This is a genomic window from Halalkalibacter flavus (assembly GCF_036663575.1).
In the GTDB taxonomy this organism is placed as follows: Bacteria; Bacillota; Bacilli; order Bacillales; family Bacillaceae_D; genus Halalkalibacter; species Halalkalibacter flavus.
The window spans coordinates 1-18,660 of the sequence record NZ_JAWRVK010000004.1 but is presented as its reverse complement, the minus strand read 5'-3'; the positions used below and the strand labels follow the sequence as shown (position 1 = coordinate 18,660).

20 protein-coding genes are annotated in these 18,660 nt (G+C 38.1%); 11 read left to right on the top strand and 9 right to left on the bottom strand.

Annotated elements, in window-relative coordinates; genetic code table 11:
* Positions 1-113 precede the first annotated feature (113 nt).
* Entirely contained in the window at positions 114-1,277 is a 1,164-nt protein-coding gene (locus SAY88_RS03740) for a D-alanyl-D-alanine carboxypeptidase family protein (RefSeq protein WP_332629413.1), read from the bottom strand.
* Positions 1,278-1,829: 552 nt separating this feature from the next.
* Here SAY88_RS03740 and SAY88_RS03735 point away from each other — a divergent pair.
* Together SAY88_RS03735 and SAY88_RS03730 are read left to right on the top strand one after the other, a co-directional pair.
* Positions 1,830-2,600: a hypothetical protein gene (locus SAY88_RS03735; protein ID WP_332629412.1), complete on the top strand. Its 771-nt coding sequence runs from the start codon at positions 1,830-1,832 to the stop codon at positions 2,598-2,600.
* Positions 2,601-2,750: 150 nt separating this feature from the next.
* Positions 2,751-3,524, top strand: a complete 774-nt coding sequence (locus tag SAY88_RS03730) for an alpha/beta hydrolase family protein (protein WP_332629410.1) — start codon at positions 2,751-2,753, stop codon at positions 3,522-3,524.
* Between the two features lie 66 nt (positions 3,525-3,590).
* On the opposite strand, the gene SAY88_RS03725 is transcribed toward SAY88_RS03730, so the two are convergent.
* Positions 3,591-3,794 (bottom strand): alpha/beta-type small acid-soluble spore protein, encoded by a 204-nt coding sequence (locus SAY88_RS03725; RefSeq protein WP_034628840.1) that lies wholly within the window; start codon positions 3,792-3,794, stop codon positions 3,591-3,593.
* An 88-nt stretch (positions 3,795-3,882) separates the two neighbouring features.
* Entirely contained in the window at positions 3,883-4,275 is a 393-nt protein-coding gene (gene gloA2, locus SAY88_RS03720) for an SMU1112c/YaeR family gloxylase I-like metalloprotein (RefSeq protein ID WP_332629408.1), read from the bottom strand.
* 132 nt (positions 4,276-4,407) lie between these two features.
* Here gloA2 and SAY88_RS03715 point away from each other — a divergent pair, with 132 nt between their 5' ends.
* From SAY88_RS03715 to SAY88_RS03705, 3 genes are all read left to right on the top strand, one after another.
* A complete protein-coding gene (locus SAY88_RS03715; RefSeq protein WP_332629407.1) occupies positions 4,408-5,268 on the top strand; it encodes an MBL fold metallo-hydrolase in 861 nt (286 codons plus the stop codon).
* A gap of 161 nt (positions 5,269-5,429) precedes the next feature.
* Positions 5,430-6,395 (top strand): D-2-hydroxyacid dehydrogenase, encoded by a 966-nt coding sequence (locus tag SAY88_RS03710; protein WP_332629406.1) that lies wholly within the window; start codon positions 5,430-5,432, stop codon positions 6,393-6,395.
* A 141-nt stretch (positions 6,396-6,536) separates the two neighbouring features.
* Positions 6,537-8,369, top strand: a complete 1,833-nt coding sequence (locus SAY88_RS03705; protein ID WP_332629405.1) for a dihydroorotate dehydrogenase — start codon at positions 6,537-6,539, stop codon at positions 8,367-8,369.
* A 105-nt stretch (positions 8,370-8,474) separates the two neighbouring features.
* Here the strand turns inward: SAY88_RS03705 and SAY88_RS03700 are convergent, their stop codons facing one another.
* Positions 8,475-8,621 carry a YycC family protein gene (locus SAY88_RS03700; RefSeq protein ID WP_070808098.1) on the bottom strand — a complete coding sequence of 49 codons (147 nt, stop codon included), beginning with the start codon at positions 8,619-8,621 and terminating at the stop codon, positions 8,475-8,477.
* Between the two features lie 152 nt (positions 8,622-8,773).
* Between SAY88_RS03700 and SAY88_RS03695 the strand changes: the two genes are divergently transcribed.
* Positions 8,774-9,268: a L,D-transpeptidase family protein gene (locus SAY88_RS03695; protein ID WP_332629403.1), complete on the top strand. Its 495-nt coding sequence runs from the start codon at positions 8,774-8,776 to the stop codon at positions 9,266-9,268.
* Positions 9,269-9,395: 127 nt separating this feature from the next.
* On the top strand, positions 9,396-10,547 hold the full coding sequence (locus tag SAY88_RS03690) for an acyl-CoA dehydrogenase family protein (RefSeq protein ID WP_332629401.1): 1,152 nt from the start codon (positions 9,396-9,398) through the stop codon (positions 10,545-10,547).
* A gap of 505 nt (positions 10,548-11,052) precedes the next feature.
* On the opposite strand, the gene SAY88_RS03685 is transcribed toward SAY88_RS03690, so the two are convergent.
* The 5 genes from SAY88_RS03685 to SAY88_RS03665 are packed head-to-tail and all read right to left on the bottom strand — an operon-like array spanning position 11,053 to position 14,988.
* Positions 11,053-11,298, bottom strand: a complete 246-nt coding sequence (locus SAY88_RS03685) for an alpha-hydroxy-acid oxidizing protein (protein ID WP_332629400.1) — start codon at positions 11,296-11,298, stop codon at positions 11,053-11,055.
* 18 nt (positions 11,299-11,316) lie between these two features.
* Positions 11,317-11,988, bottom strand: coding sequence for a methionine ABC transporter permease (locus SAY88_RS03680; protein ID WP_332629399.1), 672 nt, complete (start codon positions 11,986-11,988; stop codon positions 11,317-11,319).
* A gap of 1 nt (position 11,989) precedes the next feature.
* On the bottom strand, positions 11,990-13,003 hold the full coding sequence (locus SAY88_RS03675) for a methionine ABC transporter ATP-binding protein (RefSeq protein ID WP_332629397.1): 1,014 nt from the start codon (positions 13,001-13,003) through the stop codon (positions 11,990-11,992).
* A 59-nt stretch (positions 13,004-13,062) separates the two neighbouring features.
* On the bottom strand, positions 13,063-13,878 hold the full coding sequence (locus tag SAY88_RS03670; RefSeq protein WP_332629395.1) for a MetQ/NlpA family ABC transporter substrate-binding protein: 816 nt from the start codon (positions 13,876-13,878) through the stop codon (positions 13,063-13,065).
* A gap of 30 nt (positions 13,879-13,908) precedes the next feature.
* Positions 13,909-14,988 (bottom strand): iron-containing alcohol dehydrogenase family protein, encoded by a 1,080-nt coding sequence (locus tag SAY88_RS03665; protein WP_332629393.1) that lies wholly within the window; start codon positions 14,986-14,988, stop codon positions 13,909-13,911.
* Between the two features lie 443 nt (positions 14,989-15,431).
* Here SAY88_RS03665 and SAY88_RS03660 point away from each other — a divergent pair, with 443 nt between their 5' ends.
* From SAY88_RS03660 to deoD, 4 genes are all read left to right on the top strand, one after another.
* Positions 15,432-15,797, top strand: coding sequence for a Na-translocating system protein MpsC family protein (locus tag SAY88_RS03660; RefSeq protein WP_332629392.1), 366 nt, complete (start codon positions 15,432-15,434; stop codon positions 15,795-15,797).
* Positions 15,798-15,945: 148 nt separating this feature from the next.
* Positions 15,946-16,956 (top strand): sodium-dependent bicarbonate transport family permease, encoded by a 1,011-nt coding sequence (locus SAY88_RS03655; RefSeq protein ID WP_332629391.1) that lies wholly within the window; start codon positions 15,946-15,948, stop codon positions 16,954-16,956.
* An 18-nt stretch (positions 16,957-16,974) separates the two neighbouring features.
* Positions 16,975-17,505: a carbonic anhydrase gene (locus SAY88_RS03650; protein ID WP_332629390.1), complete on the top strand. Its 531-nt coding sequence runs from the start codon at positions 16,975-16,977 to the stop codon at positions 17,503-17,505.
* A 262-nt stretch (positions 17,506-17,767) separates the two neighbouring features.
* Entirely contained in the window at positions 17,768-18,472 is a 705-nt protein-coding gene (gene deoD / locus SAY88_RS03645; protein WP_332629388.1) for a purine-nucleoside phosphorylase, read from the top strand.
* Positions 18,473-18,660 lie beyond the last annotated feature (188 nt).

Sequence of the window (18,660 nt, the reverse complement as noted above, 5' to 3'; positions counted from 1 at the left end):
GTTCTTTTACAGTTCACTATAGGTCTTTGCTAGAGAGAATTTCGCCTTTTCCCTTTGCGCTTCCTGCAAGGTGACAAAACTAGTCTGTATTCGTAAAAAGTTGTCAAAACAAGTTATGCTGCTCCAAATTTCGCTAGCGTTCGTTTAAACAATTTCCACCAAGAGGCTTCAAGAACATCATCGCCCGCAACTAAAGGCGTTTCACTTAATATATCCCCTTCTTTCTCAATGAAGAGCTTTCCAACTTCGTCTCCTTTTTTGACAGGTGCACGTAAATTAGCCTCAATTTCTAGACGTTCTGTCACATCGTCTATTTTCACTCCTTTTTTCGTTAGGATTGAAACAGATTCAGACGTAACGACAGGTATTTGGTCTTTATCCCCTTTGCTTACTTCAACATCAGCTAATACGTGCTCACGATCATAAAGCTTATGTGCTTGAAACTGACTAAATGCATAATCAAGCATCGACGTAATTTGAGCATTTCGTTCTTTCGGAGATGGTGCACCCATAATAACCGTAATGACTCGCATCCCATTTTTCTCAGCGGTTGCCGTTAAACAATACATGGCTTCTCTCGTATATCCTGTTTTTAATCCATCTACACCAGGATAGAACTTAACTAATTTATTTGTATTAACAAGCCAGAATTTATCTTCTTCTGAATCAGCCCGTAAATAATCTTCATAAATGCCTGTGAATTTCGTTATCTCATCATACTTTAGGAGTTCTTTTGAAATCATCGCTAAATCATAAGCAGTTGTATAATGATTTTCTGCCGGAAGACCATTTGTATTAATGAAATTTGTATTCTCAAGTCCTAACTCTTTCGCTTTGTCATTCATCATGGCAACAAATTCTTCTTCGGTTCCAGCTAAATGTTCAGCCATTGCAACGGATGCATCGTTTGCAGAAGCGACGGCAATTGCCTTTAGCATATCTTCTACACTCATTTCCTCGCCAGGTTCTAAGAAGATTTGAGAACCTCCCATGGAAGCTGCATACTCACTTGTACGAACCATATCTTCATAAGCAATCGCTTCCTTATCAATGGCTTCCATAATTAAGAGCATCGTCATTATTTTCGTCATACTTGCAGGAGGAAGCTTCTCATGACTATTTTTGTCAAAAATAACTTCTCCCGTATCACGTTCAATGACAATCGCTGAAGAGGCATTCTCCGCTAACTTTGCTTGTTTTTCTGCAGCGCTTGCCATAGGTACTATCAAACTTAAAACAAGGCATACGCTTAAAATACTGGATAGAACTTTCCTCATCTCCATCCGACCTCCATCTCATATTCATAGTCGTCCTCAGGCGTAATTTACCATTTCCAAAAGAGGAAACCCCACCCAAGTTGGCTACCCCCCATTTTTCCCAATCTCGTTGTATTTATACAACTTCTGGAAGTTTTCTTGACACTTTCTGAAAACCAGTGAACTACTAAAGCGTATGAGAGGATAAGAGAAACCCCCAAAAAAGGAATAGATTTAGTAAATGATTACTTTTTAGATAAGCTCCTCTGCTTTATTATCAGAATAATTTTTTATACATAATGGCGAAGATGATTACTATGTACCTTATGGTCTAATAAAGATATAGCTTAGAGTTTTTATCATGGGAATATGATGGAGATACATTTATAATAGAAAACGGCTCTTCCATTAAGAGGCTATAACATTACATTAAAGGACTGATTCATTATCTTACATTACTTACAAATTGGTTTTATCATAATTGCCTTACTCATTTTCTGGTATGTGACGATTACCAAAAAATTGTGGAAGTTTGCTATTTTTTTAGCAATGCTTACTCTTGGAGGGCTAGGCATGTTCTTTGAAGCCTATCTTTCATACCCTATGTTTCTTGTTAGCTTGCTGTTATCAGTAATTGCCTATATCGGTTTGTTTTTCATTAGCAAAAAGGAAAATCGTCTTAAATATGTGTCTGTTCTCTTAATCGGGATCATATACATCTATATATATGTCTCGTTACTTCCCGATCCATTTGTTCGTTCTCTTGATGATATAAAAAACGCTTATCATACATACACCGAGGCAGCTGCAGACATCCCAGAGTCAGAAGTAGAGGATTCATCGTGGCTATTTACATGGGATCGGACTTATTCGACACTCGAAACAGAAATGTTGCTTTTCTACACAGAAGAAAGTTACTTTGACCGTTTTTTCCGTACTGAATTTTTGCCAAGTGCCGAGAAGCTGGATGAATTTTCGACCCTCGAACAGCAAGTCGAAACAGAACATAAAGAACATGTTGAAAAGGCTTTACATGCTCTCTATAATGCATATCCTCTCCACTCTCATTTCAACATGCTAGAGGAGAATGAATGCGTCGAACACATCGAGGTAACAATTTGTAAAAATGACAGCCATTTTACTATTCAGTTAGACGAAACAGTTATAGCTGATCCAAACAGGCTTCAGTCTTACTATGTCTTTAAAGATGTATTGTTACTCACCGGTCAGTCGTCTAATTACTTTTTGCCAAAGGATAAAATGGACTATACAAGTAAATCACTAGAAGCAAGTTATAACGATATCACGTATACGATAGATGGAGAAGTTCAATTTGAAGATTAGGTAGTTACCGGTTTGTCTCAATTTTTTTGAGGCAAACTTTTTTTTATGAAATAATACATAGAAATCCGATCTTTTTAGTATATTTTAATTGAGATCAGCCCCCTCTTCCTTTATACTTACTAATTATAAGACTTTAAAGAGGTGCCAGAAATGACGACTAAAGCAATTCGTTTCCATTCAAATACATTATCGGCTGTTCTTCATAAACCAGATCATCAACAACAACCTTCTCCGGCTATTATCTTTGTTCATGGGTTTATCGGAAGCAAAGTCGGAGAACATCGAATGTTCGTGAAAGCAGCTAATTACTTCTCTAATAAAGGCTTTGTTTGCTTTCGATTTGACTTTAGTGGTTGCGGGGAAAGTGAAGGAGATTATAAAGATGTCACGGTTTCCAAGCAAATTGATGAATTGAAATCCGCTATTCATTACGTATCACAAATGATAGAAGTAGATCCTAATAACATCATTATTATTGGACATAGTCTTGGCGGGGCACTTACTGCACTAACTGCCTATCAATTTCCACTTATCAAAGACATTATTCTATGGTCACCTGTTGCCAATCCTTATACTGATATTACTTCGATTACAGGGAAAGAAGCGGAACATACTGCTCAAATACAAGGTTATTCCGATTATAAAGGGTTCTTATTAAGCAAGTCTTTTTTTAATGATTTAAAAAATCATCAGCCCCTAAAAACGATACAATCGTTTCCTGGATCCGTTTTTGTTGTTCATGGAACAAGCGATGAAGATATTCCTTGCCAACATGCAGAAAGCTATATACAAGCCCTTCCTGAAACAGAGCATCAAAAGTTCGGATATAGCTTTATCAATGAGGCTGATCATACATTCTCCAATACGAAATGGGAAAATGAACTTTTTAATAAGTCCTTTGATTGGCTTCAGACAGTAAGGTGAAAAGAACCCCGTCATGATGACGGGGTTTCAAAATGATAACATTTGTGGGCTAGGGTAAAGTTTTAATTAAAACTGTGAACCGCCAAGTTGTTGCTCAGCTTGTTGAACTAGACGCTTGGTGATCTCGCCGCCAACAGAACCGTTCGCACGTGCAGTTGCATCTGCACCTAGTTGTACACCAAATTCAGAAGCGATTTCATACTTCATTTGATCTAGAGCTTGTTCAACCCCAGGTACTAATAGTTGGTTACTACTGTTGTTGCTTGCCATTTTTAGTTCACCTCGCTTTGTTCGTTTTCAGTAACTATTGTGTGAGAAACGTATCAGCTTATGCAACTTTATTGTTGGAAAAGTTTACTTATTGATTGCTATTGGCTTCATAGAGCTCTAGAGGCAATCCATCTGGATCAGAAAAAAAGGTAAATTTCTTTCCGGTTGTTTCATCGATTCGAATTGACTCTACTTCTATCCCCTGCTCCTCTAACCATTTTTTATACTCTTGGACATCATCTACTTTAAAAGCAAGGTGCCGTAATCCCCTTGCCTCAGGATAACTCGGTCTTTCCGGAGACTCCGGAAATGAAAATAATTCAATTTGACTGTTTCCAATTTGAAGGTCTAATTTATATGAGTTTCGCTCGCTTCGATACGTTTCGTTAATTATTTTCAATCCTAAAATATTCACATAGAAATGCTTCGATGTCACATAATCTGAACAAATGATAGCTACATGATGGATGTGTTTCAACACTGTAACGTCCTCCTAGAAAAATATTCTCCATTATAGCATTTCTTACAAGCTTTTTTATTGTCCGTTACATAAAACTTTAAATAGGTTAAAAACTAAAAGCGGTCAAACTGAACATTTAGGAGGGATCTTTACGTGGATCAGGAAATGCATTATAGCGAAGATAATAAATTTATTCCGATTACATCTGTTACTGATGGTGTCATTCAAGAAGTAGCTCCACAAATCTATTGTTTGCCTGTTCAAGTAGTAAATGTTTGTTTTGTAGGAGACCCAACGAAAGCCAATGCGTGGGTATTAGTCGATGCGGGCATGCCAAAATCTGCAGATAACATTCAAAATGCTTTAACAGAAAAATTTGGTTCAGTACAGCCCCCTCGCGCAATTGTTTTAACTCACGGTCATTTTGACCACGTTGGAGCAATTGTTGAATTAGCTGAGGAATGGGATGTCCCAATCTATGCCCATTCAGCAGAATTTCCGTACTTAACAGGTGAAAGAAGTTATCCTGAGCCAGATACGAGCGTGGAAGGCGGACTAATTGCAAAAATGTCGTCCATATTCCCGAATGGTCCGATACAACTTGGAAACCGTCTAAAGGAATTACCTAAAGATCACCGCATTCCAGAAATGCCTGGCTGGCGTTGGATCCACACTCCTGGTCATACTCCTGGCCATTGCTCATTCATCAGAATTGAAGACAACGCGCTAATTGCCGGCGATGCCTTTGTGACTGTCAAACAAGACTCACTTTATAAAGTACTAGCACAAGAAAAAGAGATGAATGGTCCTCCTAGGTATTTAACGACTGATTGGGAAGCAGCATGGGAGTCAGTTGGTATTTTAAAACATCTCGAGCCTACTGTTGCTATTACCGGACATGGCCTACCGATGTACGGAGAAGAACTAACTAAAAGCCTCGATAAACTTGCAGCAGATTTTGATAAGATAGCGATTCCTGACTATGGGCGCTATGTCGATCCAAACATTCATTAATTTAATGAAATATAAAAAGGGTGGCTCAAAGAATTTCTGAGAAATTAATAGCCTGTCACCCTTTTTATTAAATTTATCATCAATGTTTTAGCGAACATTCGTCTCTTTATATGTAAACTTCTGATAATATAAGGGAAACAACATTTTCAGGAGGTTATGAGATGACAAAAAGAAAATTAGTTATCACACAAAATATTGAAGACACTTATGTACAACAATTAAATGTAATCCTACCTGAATGGGAAATAATTATTGGAAGAGATCGTTCGGTTTGGGGAGGACATATTAAAGATGCTGAAATCATAGCAGGGTGGAAAGCCGAAATGGAGGACCTCCTTTTCCAAGAAGACCAAACACCCCTTAAGTGGATCCAAACTTGGTCTGCTGGTGTAAATCACCTTCCTCTTTCTGAATTACAATTGAGAGGAGTTCACATCACCAGCGCAAACGGCGTTCATGCTTATCCTATTTCAGAAACGATATTTGCATTAATGCTTAGCCTAACGAGAAAAATACATACCTATGTAAAAAATCAACAATCTAAAACATGGCACCATGAGCATATGAAGCTTGAAATTCATAGGAAAACAATTGGTATTATTGGGGTAGGTGCGATTGGTCAAGAAACAGCAAAGATTGCCAAAGCTTTCGGCATGCATGTCATTGGCATTCGACATTCAGGACAGCCATCCCCTAATGTAGATGAAATTTATACATCAAGTCAGTTAAACGACATTCTGCCTAGATGCGACTATGTCGTCATCACACTACCACTTACAACAGACACGCAACATCTATTTGCTGCTGAGCAATTTAGATTGATGAAGCGGAGCGCATTTTTGATTAATATTGGCCGTGGGGAAATTGTTGTTGAAGCTGATTTACTAGCTGCCCTTGAGAACGAAGAGATTGCCGGGGCTGGCTTAGATGTATTTGAACAGGAGCCTCTTTCTGAAGAATCGAAGCTTTGGGATCATGACAATGTTATTATTACTCCGCATACAGCTGGTTCAACCGAGTATTACGATAAACGTGTAATGGATGAAATTCTCATTCCAAATCTAAACAATTATGTAAGACATCAACCGTTTTCTGTCAACCTCGTTGATTACAAAAAAGGCTACTAAAATAATCGAGTGTAGAAGTGCTTAAAGAGGGCACTTCTTTTTTTATATGAAACATTTTATTACATTGATTTTATTAGATGTCACTCTTTTATCTAGTAAGATGCTACAATGATAATACTGTTTATATGGGAGGAATCGAGAATGCCGGATTGGTCCTATCATGTTTTATTTAAACCAGTATTATCAAAACTTCCGGCAAAGATATCGCGGGAATTTATTCATAAAACGATGAACCGAATTGCTACTACGCCTGGTGGGAAACAGGTGATTCACTTTTTAGGGAGAGAAGAATCTTCCCACCTCCTTAAGAAAAACATTCAGCAAATAGAACTTGAGAATTCTATCGGCCTGTCCTGTAAAATAGACCCCAACTTATCAGGAACGCAAGCTTTTGCCAATCTAGGCTTTGGCTTTATCGAAGTTGGCCCAGTAGGCAAAAAGTCTATCCCAAGTCAAAAGAATCTAATCATTCACCATTTAGAACAACGAATTGATTTCAGTGAATCCACTCCAACGTTAAGTGTAGAGCAAGCTATAACGAAATTAAGAAAGTACAATGTAAATAAGCCTATTTTTATTCGGTTAACTGAAAACGATCAGCATTTAGAAGAAATCACTAAGCGCTTAGCGCCATTTACTGATGGTTTTATTATTGATATGACAAATCACTCTCTAATCGACACTGACATTCATTCACTATCACTATCTCATGCTACGAGCAAACCAACCTTACTTGCTATCGGAGAAAATCAAGTTGAAGACCTACCGTTGCATGAGATTGTAGAAAATTTTTCAGGTCTGGTTCTAGAAGAGGGAAATCAGCAAGAAAATGAGGAAACTCTTTCTTCACACGTAAAAACGTTAAAATTTTTGCGAGAACATCACTTTTCATTGCCAATCATCACTGTTGGAGGGATTTTACAACCTAGGGATGCATTAAAGCTATTACATGCGGGTTCGGACATGCTTCTTTTATCTCACGGTTACGTCTTTGCTGGTCCGGGACTGCCAAAGAGAATTAAAGAGGCGCAGCTTGATGAGATTAACGTAGCTCCTGTATCTTATCAAGGCTGGGGGTGGTATTGGCTTTTTGGGTTATTTATTATGGTTGGAGGGTTACTTGCTCTAATTCTTAGTATGACGACAATTATCCTTCCCTATGATGAGTATTTCTTAGGCATGCCTCGTGAATCGATTTATTATTTCAACGAACGCATCCTATTTTTTATGGCTCACGATCGAATGACACTTGCGGGAACAATGATTTCCGGCGGGACCATTTATATGTTTTTAGCTAGATATGGTATTCGTAATGGAATGCTTTGGGCGAAACAGGCAACGGACATTGCCGCTATTATTGGATTTTTAGGTATTTTTCTCTTTATTGGCTACGGATATTTTGATTGGCTTCACATGCTATTTTGGCTCGTGTTGCTGCCATTTTATTGCATCGGCTATCATCAAACAAATAAACTAAGAGGAACACCCTCGTCTTCGAATCGAGACAACGATCACCATTGGAAAAATAGTTTATACGGGCAATTTTGTTTTGTCATACTCGGCTTTTCTTTCGTCATCGGTGGTATCATCATTTCCTATATTGGGATTACGAGTGTATTTGTTCAAACAGATTTACAATACCTATGTATGCCAGCTGATATGCTACAATCGTTTAATGAAAGACTCATCCCTGTCATTGCTCATGATCGAGCCGGTTTTGGCAGTGCACTCTTAAGTGTTGGTCTTCTTGTATTAATGGTTGCATTATGGGGGTATCATCAAGGTAGCCGCTGGGTTTGGTGGATGTTATTGATTGGAGGATTCCCGGCATTTTTTAGTGGAATCTCTGTTCATTTTGCAATTGGTTATACAACCTTCATTCACTTGCTACCAGCATACTTTGCTCTCGTTCTCTACCTCATTGGACTCATCTTTTCTTATCGCTTTTTCCATTCAAAAAGGGAATTCAACTAGGAAGGGCACGAAAAGGTTAAAATCAACCTTTTTCAGTGCCCTTCAATAAGCTTGTTTCAATTTTAAATGTGCAATGTTCATACAAGCTGTTTTTTAAAATTTGGGTTATTTATCCTTCTTCTCGCTTTCTTGTAACTCAGCAAGTTTCGCTAACAAAATGTGCTGAGGCATATGCATAATTTGTTCAATGGGCACATTTAATGACTCTGAAAGCTTCTGTGCAGTTTCTGCTGAAATTTGCAATGGTCTCATAATATAACCTCCCTTTCCTTTCCATGTTACCTTTATTAAACCATATGAATAGAAAGAGATACAATGATCACCTTATTTCTGTAATCTTTTCTATAACGTTCTATTCACTGAAAGTTTACATAGGTTGATACAAAGTAAAAAGGAGGATGTGCATGATTCATACCGTTCAAGCAGGCGAGACATTGTTTTCAATTTCAGAAGACTATCGAATTCCTTTCCAAGAGTTAGTTGCAGCCAATCCCGGGATAAATCCAGATCTTATTCTTGTTGGGCAAAGGCTAAATATACCAGGCCTTCCCTCTCCCCTAACGATCCCCTTCTCTATCCATGTCTCACTTACCAATCGAACGTTGACCTTAATGGTTCAAGATCAGATTCAAAAGGTTTACCCTGTTGGTGTAGGTCGAGTTCTTCACGAAACACCCGTCGGGGATTTTATTATCATTAATAAAGCACCAAACCCAGGAGGACCTTTTGGTACAATGTGGATGAGTTTGTCAAAGAAACACTATGGAATTCATGGTACAAACGATCCTCAATCAATTGGACATTATGTCTCACGGGGCTGTATTCGAATGTTTAATCACGATGTTGAAGAATTAGCTCACACCGTTCCAATAGGTACGTCTGTATTTATCAGGCCTTAACATCGCAAAGATTGATCTTTTGTACTTGACTCTTATTTTTTGGACAATTTCCATTGCGTGCAATTCATTCTTAATCTCCCCTCCTTTGTGATAAACTGGTAAAAACCGAGTGAACGGAGGAGGATTTATGAAACTACAAACAGTAAATACAAACGAAGAGAGAAAGCTTATCGTTCATCAAACTGCTCAAGCCTTTTTGTCTCGTGCACAAAAACATGATGAAGAAAATACATTTCCAATGGAAAACATTCAAGAACTTAAAGAAATTGGCTATACGACCCTAACGATTCCAAAAGAATTTGGAGGAGCAGGTCTCCCATTAACTGACTGGCTTTCTTTACAAGAAGTGATTGCTACATATGACGGTTCAACTTCCTTATCAATTGGCTGGCATATGGGAATCATTACTCAGATTATTGAAAATAGATCATGGCCTGAAAATATTCTAGATCGCGTCCTTTATGAGGTGTTACATGAAGGTAAGTTATTAAATGCCGCAGCTTCAGAGCCTGAAACAGGCAGTCCTACTCGCGGTGGAAAGCCTACGACCACTGCCAAAAACGAAAAAGATAGCTGGGTTATTAACGGTAGAAAGAGCTTTACATCTATGGCACCAGCGCTTGATTATTTTGTCGTTTCAGCAACGATGGAAGACGGTCAGGTAGGAAATTTTTTAATTCATCGTACAGCCCCAGGAGTAAAAATTGAAGAAACATGGAATTCCATTGCCATGAGAGGAACAGCTAGTCACGATCTCTATTTAAAAAATGTTCGTATACCAGCAGATCATTTTCTCGAAATCATTCATCCTGGAAAAAAAAGTCCAGCTGGCTGGCTCTTACATATTCCGGCTTGTTATTTAGGGATAGCCCAAGCTGCTCAAAACTTTGCTGTTGAATTCGCAAAGAACTATTCTCCAAATAGCTTATCAACGTCTATAAAAGATCTCCCCAACGTTCAAGTCAAAATAGGAGAAAATGAGGCGGATTTAATTCAGGCGCGTTATTTCCTTTATGGTGTAGCAAAAAAATGGGATACAAGTTCTCAAAATGAACGCCTCGCGATGCAATCTGAATTAAGTTCGGTAAAATATCATGTTGTTAACAGTGCGGTAAACATTGTCGACCGAGCAATGCGAGTAGTTGGCGCTCAAAGTTTATTTAAAGAAAATCCGATCCAGCGCTACTATCGCGATGTTCGTGCTGGGCTACATAATCCGCCAATGGATGATCGAACGCTAGTCTCACTTGCTTCAGAAGCTTTTGAACGTCCTGAATAAAAGCATGTTAAGAGGTGGATTTCAAACTAAAAAGAGGGGGCTGTCCCAAAAGTCCGGAACTGAGGAGGCAATGGCTCCGTTCGCTACGCGCCCCCCTCAATAAATAGCTTCTTTCCGTACTTCGGTGAGGCTCGACTCTCTTTTTATTATTCCCTAGAAATATTATTATACTACCAATCTAGACAATTATAATATTTTCATATTTCCACAAAAAAAGTGCCTGTTTACTATTCAACCATGACTCTTACAACACATCATTAATTGATTAATAAAAAGGCACTCTTTTTTTGTATTTATACTTTTATCAATTTTATCTGTTGTAGAGCAGGACAAAGAAAATCAATACTTTCCATTAAGAAATGGGCAAGGTCTAGGAAATTATTTAACAGATTCTGTCTTTATAGAGAAGGCGAAGATCCCTTCAAAAGAAGAAAAAGAAGTTGGTGGGCAGCAGCGGCTTTTGCTGCAGCTAGCTCCCCTTCTTGATGGACGATCGTTTGAAATCCTACTGAGCTAGAGCAAATGGTACCGGAGCAGAAGTTCCCAAAATGGTTTTTGTCACGTCAACTTTTGACACGTCACGTAGAACACGAGGAACAATTTTCAATCTCCTAAATCCTTCAATATTTGCCTGAAGGGTTTCTTCCACACCAGCGCCACTTTGAATGTATTCAAAGGCACCTTTATCTAAACTGTTTTTTGCAACTTGCTCCCACTCCTCGGGAGATCTAAACCCGATAGTTTGTGACATAATTGCCCCCTTCCTCTCTTAATCTTTCTTCAATCTAGCTGCAACGCGGTTTCCTATTGATTGAATACCTTGTACAAGAATAATTAGGATAATGACTGTTGCGTACATAACTTCTGGTTCATAACGTAAATGACCGAAACGATATGCTAAGTCTCCTAGACCACCAGCACCAACTAGCCCTGCCATTGCAGTTGCACCAATCAACCCGATTGTTGCAATGGTCAGACCTAAAATAAGAGAAGGACGCGCTTCTCGTACCATAACATGCCAAATGATATGTCTTGTCTTGATTCCCATTGCTTCATAAGCTTCTAGTACCCCTTTATCGACTTCAAGTAGAGCGGATTCCATTAATCTTGCAATGTAAGGAGCAGTGTAAACAACTAGTGGCACAATTACCCCTTTAACACCCATTGACGTTCCAACAAGAAATTTTGTAAAAGGTAAAATAAAGAACAGTAAGATAATGAATGGAATTGAGCGTGTAATATTGATTACAATATTTAACACTTGATAAACATATTTATTTTCTAAACTTTTATTTGGTCTTGTTAATACAAGTAGTGTTCCTAAAGGCAAAGCAATGATAATTGATATTAATAAAGAGATGGATACCATCTGAAATGTTTCAATGGTCGCTTTCCAAATCGGGTCTCCCCAACGATCTAAAAATTCAGTTACTTGAAACATGCTACAAATTCACCCTTTCTACATGTACACCCTCTGCTTCTAAATACGTAATGGCCGCCTCTGTTTGTTCTTTTGTTCCTTGTAGGTGAATGACCATTCGGCCATAAGGCTCATTTTTCAATTGAACGATGTTTCCAGATAAAATATTTGTGTACACTTCAAACTTCTTAGATACTTCAGCAAGAGCTGGTTTACCAGTTGATTGCCCAACAAAGGACAAACGAATGACAGGACCTTGTTCACTAAATGAATTAATAACTTCAGCTGGAATATCTTCTGGAAACAGACTATTAATGAATTTCTTCGTTGTGTCTGTAGTCGATTTAGAAAAGATATCAATGACCTTTCCTTCTTCAATAACTTTTCCATTCTCCATTACAGCTACTCGATCACAAATTTTTTGAACGACATGCATTTCGTGAGTAATTAACAAAATTGTAATTCCAAATTCTTTATTAATCTTTAATAGTAAAGATAAAATTGATTCAGTCGTTTCTGGGTCTAGAGCGCTTGTTGCTTCGTCACTTAACAATACATCTGGTTCATGAGACAAAGCTCGTGCAATTGCGACACGTTGCTTCTGACCACCAGATAACTGACTAGGATAAGAATCAGCTTTCGCCTCTAGGCCAACTACAGCTAAGTATCTATTTACTCTTTCATCAATTTCAGCTTTAGGTATCCCTGTTAACTTTAATGGAATCGCAATATTATCATAGACAGTAGCTGTTTTTAAAAGGTTAAATCCTTGAAAGATCATCCCAATGTTTTGTCTTGCTTCACGAAGTTTATTTGTCGATAAATTAGTCATTGACACCCCATTAACGACGATTTCTCCCTCACTCGGCTTTTCAAGCATATTCACACACCGAATGAGTGTACTCTTACCAGCACCACTATATCCAATTACTCCATATATTTCACCTTTTTTCACATGAATAGAAACGTCATCTAGTGCCTTAACCGTTGTTTTCTTTGACGCAAATGTTTTTGACACACGCTTTAATTCGATCATATTCGTCAACTCCTTAATAGAAAAAGAGGGTGACAATTGTCACCCACTCTCATATTACCTTACCATGAAGCTACAACTGAACCGGCAAATTCTTCCTCAATAAATTGTTTCACTTCTTCAGATTGGTAAATTTCAATAAATTTTTGAATCACAGCATCATTTTCATTTTCTGTACGAACGGCAAGTACGTTCACCCAAGGTGAATCACTAGGCTCAATAAAGATAGAATCTTCTGTCGGTACATACCCGTGCTCAATTGCAAAGTTTGTATTAATAGCAGCTGCAGCTAACTCATCTAATTGTCTTGGGATTTGTGATGCTTCAAGCTCAATAAACTCTAAATTATGTGGGTTATCTGTAATATCATTTACTGTTGCAGTAACTCCAGCATCAGGGTCAAGTGTAAGTAGACCAGCTTGTTCAAATAAGATTAACGCACGAGCTCCATTTGTTGGGTCATTCGGTAATCCAACTTTATCTCCTTCTTGCAATTCTGCTACATCAGTTACTGCAATAGAGTAGATTCCCATTGGGAAGTTAACTGTTGTGGCAACATCAATTAAATCAAGGTTACGCTCTTCCTTAAAGTTATCTAAATATGGCTTATGTTGAAAGCTGTTCAGATCCAATTCACCTTCATCAAGCGCTACATTTGGCATTACATACTCTGTAAAAACGGTCATATCAATCTCAAGACCTTCTTCAGCTGCTAATTCAATTACTTTTTCCATAATTTGTTCGTGAGGACCAGCAGTTACCCCTACTTTTAGCTGATCTTCAGCTAATTCACCAGTACCAGTGTCTCCACCGCCACCGCAAGCTGCAAGACCGATCATCGATAAAGCTGTTAACGTAGAAATTAATACTTTTTTCATTTTTCTCTCTCCTACCCTTTTTTTATCTATTTATTTTTTATATGTTTCAACGGTTTGAATTCCGTGAACAACCTGAGTTGTTGTGAATGACTGACTCATAAAATGAATCGATTCATTTGGAAGCAATGCTTTTTTTGCTATTGCTTCAAAGACTTCACCATTTTGTTTTAAGCCTAATTCCTTTAAGGAAACTGGCAAGCCAACTTTTTGATAGAAAGGAAGCAACTTTTCTATCTCCTCCAGCTCACCTTCAAGTGCAAGTTGAACAAGTATACCATAAGCTACTTTTTCACCATGAAGAAAATGATGAGTTTCTTCAAATTGTGTTAAAGCATTATGAATAGAATGCGCCGCAGCTATTCTACCAAACTCATCGCCCAATCCGCCAACAAGACCACCTGCCATTATATTCGTTTCAATAATAGTTAACAAGGATGATGTTACTTCTTTTTGCGTTAGAGCAACCAAAGCTTGTTCGCTCTCCTTAAGGATCAGCTCTTGGCAAAGATTTGCTGTTAGAAGTGATAATTTCACAGGTACTCGCATATTATCTAATTCTTTTGTTAAGGACTTAGCTTCGTACCATTTCGCCAATGTATCTCCTATTCCCGCACGTAGGTACGAGAGAGGCGAGGAAGCAATAATCGTTGGCTCAATGAGGACAACCCACGGATTCTTCAAAAAAGTAGTATATTTTAAATAATCTCCTGCATCGGAATAGATCACACTTAACGGTGTCCATGCTGCACACTGTGAGGCAAGCGTCGGAAGCAAAACGACTGGCACATTCATCTCATTTGCAACGGCTTTGGCTAAGTCCATCACTTTTCCGCCGCCTAACCCGATAATGACATCACAGCCTTTTTCGTTTCCAAGCTTTGTTAAACGTTCAATTTCCATCAGTGAACATTCACCAACGTATTGTTCGAAATAAACATCTATCTGATCAAAAGAAGGTAAGAAACTTTTAGCAGCTTCAAGTGATCTTTGTCCATGAACCAACAAAGCTCTCCCTACTTTTCCCCCAACCATGAGAGATGGTAAGCGGTCGTATACTCCTATTTCACAAGCATAGTAACTAGGAGAGGCTTGTACTTTAATTTGCTTCACCGTTGGATTCCCCCTATCCATTCATTCAGTTTCTTTAGCAGGAAAAACCAAGAAAACAAGTTGGTTTTAACTCATTGTTCATCATTATAATGAATATTTACTATTTAGACAATTGTTTTTTGAAAAAAATATTTCACAAAAAGAAATTATGTCAATCTTTCCTCATAACATTCTGAAAAATCTGCCTTTCTAAGAAAAAAGCATTGACACCTTATTAATATCAAGCTATTATTTAAGTAACATTAGATTCCGAGAGATCAAATGGAGAAGTGAAGAAGTCTTGTTCTCTTTAGCGTCTTATTGATGTAAATCGATAAGATGAAAAAGTTGAAACAACTTCTAACTTAAACATTTATGGTAAATCGGCGTATTTCTTCCTATCACTTGAAGAAATATGCCTTTTTTGTATCATTCTCGTCTACACATTTTAGGAGGTATCTTAAATGATACGAACAAAAGGATCATTAGAAGCGTCAATCTCAAAATCCCTAACCCAATGGGAAAAGGATTTCTTAGGACGAGGATCCGTTTCTGTAAAAACCGATATCCTACGTGACATGATTATCGTGACACTTAAAGGGGTGTTAACCCCTGCTGAATATGCACTTTGTCAAAAAGATGAAGGCCGAATATCGATCAAAAAAGTCCGCTGTGAACTTGTAGAGTCTGGTCGTGATGCATTAGGTGAGCTAATCCAAGAAATTGTAGGGATTGAAGTCATTACGCTTCATACAGATATTAGTACAAAAACAGGCGAACGATTAATGGTTTTTAAATTAGCAACCGACTTAGAGAAAACTTTAACTTAAATGAAAAAGGGAGATCTTTAAAAAGCGTTAATGGCTCGTTAAAGATAAACCGCCAATTATGAAATCAGTAGCGTCTACATCGGATGAAACTGACTTCCTAATCGGCGGTTTTTTTATATTTAAATAGTCATAAAGGAGGATTCAAACGATGTATGAAATTATGATTCAAAACATATTGTCACCTGTTGTTTTGTTCTTTGTCCTAGGCTTATTCGCCGCTCTCGTTAAGTCTGACTTAAAGTTCCCAAGTGCACTCAGTGAAACACTTAGCATATTTTTACTTGTTGCGATTGGGTTAAAAGGAGGGATTGAGTTATCCAAATATTCATTAGAAGAGGTCATCTCTCCTGTAATTGGCACATTATTCCTAGGTTCTACTTTGCCTATTGTGACGTTACTTCTATTGAAAACAATCAAAATTGATAAAAAGAATGCCATTGCTCTTGCTGCGACATATGGCTCAGTAAGTATTGTCACATATGGAGCTGCCATTTCCTTCCTTGATCAAATCGGGACGACATATGAAGGATTCATGAATGCCATGGTTGTCTTAATGGAAAGTCCAGCTATTATCGTGTCATTAATTCTCTTGAAAGTGATGGAACAAAAGAAATCAGAAGCACAGACCTATTCACCAAAAACTGTTGCTTTTGCATCACCTGCAACAGCTTGGATAGATAAAGAAGTATTAAAAGAAGCTTTATTTGGAAAAAGTATTTTGCTATTACTCGGTGCCCTTATCATTGGTCTCATTGCTGGGGAGCAGGCACTTCCAACAGTCCAGCCATTGTTTATTGATCTATATGGCAGTGTACTTATTTTATTTCTCCTAAGCATGGGATTAACTGCTGGTGCACGATTGCCCGAAGTACGTAAGCATGGTATACAGCTATTTCTTTTTGGGATTATCATGCCGGTCATAGGTGGAATCTTAGGGGTTCTAGTAGGAAATGTCATCGGACTTTCTCTTGGTGGAATGACTTTAATGGGAGTTCTTGCTGGGAGTGCATCTTATATTGCCGCACCTGCAGCCTTACGTACTTCTGTACCTGATGCTAATCCATCCGTCTATTTAGGCCTTGCACTTGGTATTACGTTTCCGTTTAATCTGATCATTGGAATTCCACTATATTACCAACTAGCTCAATGGTTTATCTAATTTTAAGGAGGAATTCAAATGTTAAAACGACTGAATCAGCCAATTACAGCCAACAAAGTACTCGTTATTGCTGATTGTGAACATGATTTCACTCAACGACTTCCACAGTGGCTTAACATTGAATCAAACCAATTGCTCGTACTTTCAAGCACTAACGCTTCTGTAACACAGCCTTATGGTTGTTTGGTACGGAATATTATATTAGCTATCTATGAGAAAGGGATTGATCAAATTTACCTGATTGCTCCCGAAGAACAGGCAAGTCCTACGTTTAATCAACAAATTTTACTTAACAAGTTTGAAAATGATGGAATTGATCAAGAACTCATAGATACCCTTGAGTATAGCCGTATTATAAATAAAGATGTTCTTACTTGGCTGAAAGGACCTGATGGAGACGTCGACGACGTATTAAAATCAAGTGTTACCTTATTAGAGAATCACCCTCTCATTCCAAAACGTGTGATAATAGAAGCTTTTACAGTAAATACAATTACTGGGCACTTCACTTCCATTTCTTCTAAGAAGACAGAAGAAGATATTTGTTAAAGCTAGCTAAGCCTAAAATAGGTGTACAGTTGCAGGATTTTTTGTGAGGCTAATCCCAAAAGTCCTAAACAGAGGTGGCGATGGCTCCATTCGTCTTAGGGGGTGTCTCAAAAGGTCAATAACAGACCTTTTGAGACACCTCCTTCTTGTTCCCAACATAAATGAAGTGCTTCCATCAACTTTAAAATTTGAGATGGAGCTTGTTTATGTTATAGTAATGAGGAAACTAACCTACCTTCCAGAGGTCATAGGAGGCATATAAATGAGCGTACATATCGGAGCAAAACAAGGTGAAATAGCAGAAACGATTCTCCTTCCAGGGGATCCACTACGAGCGAAATATATAGCTGAAACATTTTTAGAAGATGCTGTTTGCTATAATGAAGTAAGAGGCATGTTAGGATTTACCGGTACATATAAAGGTGAGCGTATCTCGGTTCAAGGAACAGGAATGGGTGTTCCTTCCATTTCTATATACATTAATGAACTAATGCAAGAATACAATGTTCAAAACTTAGTTCGTGTTGGAACTTGTGGAGCGATTCAAAAGGATGTTAAAGTAAGGGATGTCATTTTAGCAATGAGCGCTTCGACCGATTCGCAAATGAATCGTTTAACATTTGGTGGAGTAGACTTCGCACCTACTGCTAATTTTGATTTACTTAAACAAGCGTATGATGCCGGTCTTGAAAAAGGGTTAAATTTAAAAGTAGGGAATGTCTTCACTGCAGATATGTTTTATAATGACAATGCAGAGTTAGAGAAGTGGGCGAAATACGGCATTTTAGCTGTTGAGATGGAATCGGCTGCTCTTTACACCCTTGCTGCTAAATTTGGCAGAAGAGCACTTTCCGTCCTTACAGTAAGTGATCATATCTTAACTGGTGAAGAAACTACTTCTGAAGAACGCCAAACAACATTTAGTGACATGATGGAAGTTGCACTTGAAGCTGTCACTAAAAAATAATCTATTTCTTAGGCATGAAGCAGGCTTCCCTCTTTATGCCTATTTGATTATTATGAAGGTTACTCGCCGTAACTCTCTTCCTACACGTCATAAAGCTAGATTTACTTCCTGCAATCGAGTAGAGGGGAAAGTTAAGTAACTTTCCGCCCCTCTCACACCACCGTACATACGGTTCCGTATACGGCGGT

Coding starts and splice junctions, on each gene's coding strand:
- SAY88_RS03725 (WP_034628840.1), bottom strand. CDS start 3,794: ATGGCAAGCAACAACAGTAGTAACCAACTATTAGTACCTGGGGTTGAA.
- deoD (WP_332629388.1), top strand. CDS start 17,768: ATGAGCGTACATATCGGAGCAAAACAAGGTGAAATAGCAGAAACGATT.
- SAY88_RS03705 (WP_332629405.1), top strand. CDS start 6,537: ATGCCGGATTGGTCCTATCATGTTTTATTTAAACCAGTATTATCAAAA.
- SAY88_RS03700 (WP_070808098.1), bottom strand. CDS start 8,621: ATGAGACCATTGCAAATTTCAGCAGAAACTGCACAGAAGCTTTCAGAG.
- SAY88_RS03740 (WP_332629413.1), bottom strand. CDS start 1,277: ATGAGGAAAGTTCTATCCAGTATTTTAAGCGTATGCCTTGTTTTAAGT.
- SAY88_RS03680 (WP_332629399.1), bottom strand. CDS start 11,988: ATGTTTCAAGTAACTGAATTTTTAGATCGTTGGGGAGACCCGATTTGG.
- SAY88_RS03710 (WP_332629406.1), top strand. CDS start 5,430: ATGACAAAAAGAAAATTAGTTATCACACAAAATATTGAAGACACTTAT.
- SAY88_RS03695 (WP_332629403.1), top strand. CDS start 8,774: ATGATTCATACCGTTCAAGCAGGCGAGACATTGTTTTCAATTTCAGAA.
- SAY88_RS03685 (WP_332629400.1), bottom strand. CDS start 11,298: ATGTCACAAACTATCGGGTTTAGATCTCCCGAGGAGTGGGAGCAAGTT.
- SAY88_RS03735 (WP_332629412.1), top strand. CDS start 1,830: ATGTTCTTTGAAGCCTATCTTTCATACCCTATGTTTCTTGTTAGCTTG.
- SAY88_RS03690 (WP_332629401.1), top strand. CDS start 9,396: ATGAAACTACAAACAGTAAATACAAACGAAGAGAGAAAGCTTATCGTT.
- SAY88_RS03650 (WP_332629390.1), top strand. CDS start 16,975: ATGTTAAAACGACTGAATCAGCCAATTACAGCCAACAAAGTACTCGTT.
- SAY88_RS03655 (WP_332629391.1), top strand. CDS start 15,946: ATGTATGAAATTATGATTCAAAACATATTGTCACCTGTTGTTTTGTTC.
- SAY88_RS03730 (WP_332629410.1), top strand. CDS start 2,751: ATGACGACTAAAGCAATTCGTTTCCATTCAAATACATTATCGGCTGTT.
- SAY88_RS03675 (WP_332629397.1), bottom strand. CDS start 13,003: ATGATCGAATTAAAGCGTGTGTCAAAAACATTTGCGTCAAAGAAAACA.
- SAY88_RS03660 (WP_332629392.1), top strand. CDS start 15,432: ATGATACGAACAAAAGGATCATTAGAAGCGTCAATCTCAAAATCCCTA.
- SAY88_RS03670 (WP_332629395.1), bottom strand. CDS start 13,878: ATGAAAAAAGTATTAATTTCTACGTTAACAGCTTTATCGATGATCGGT.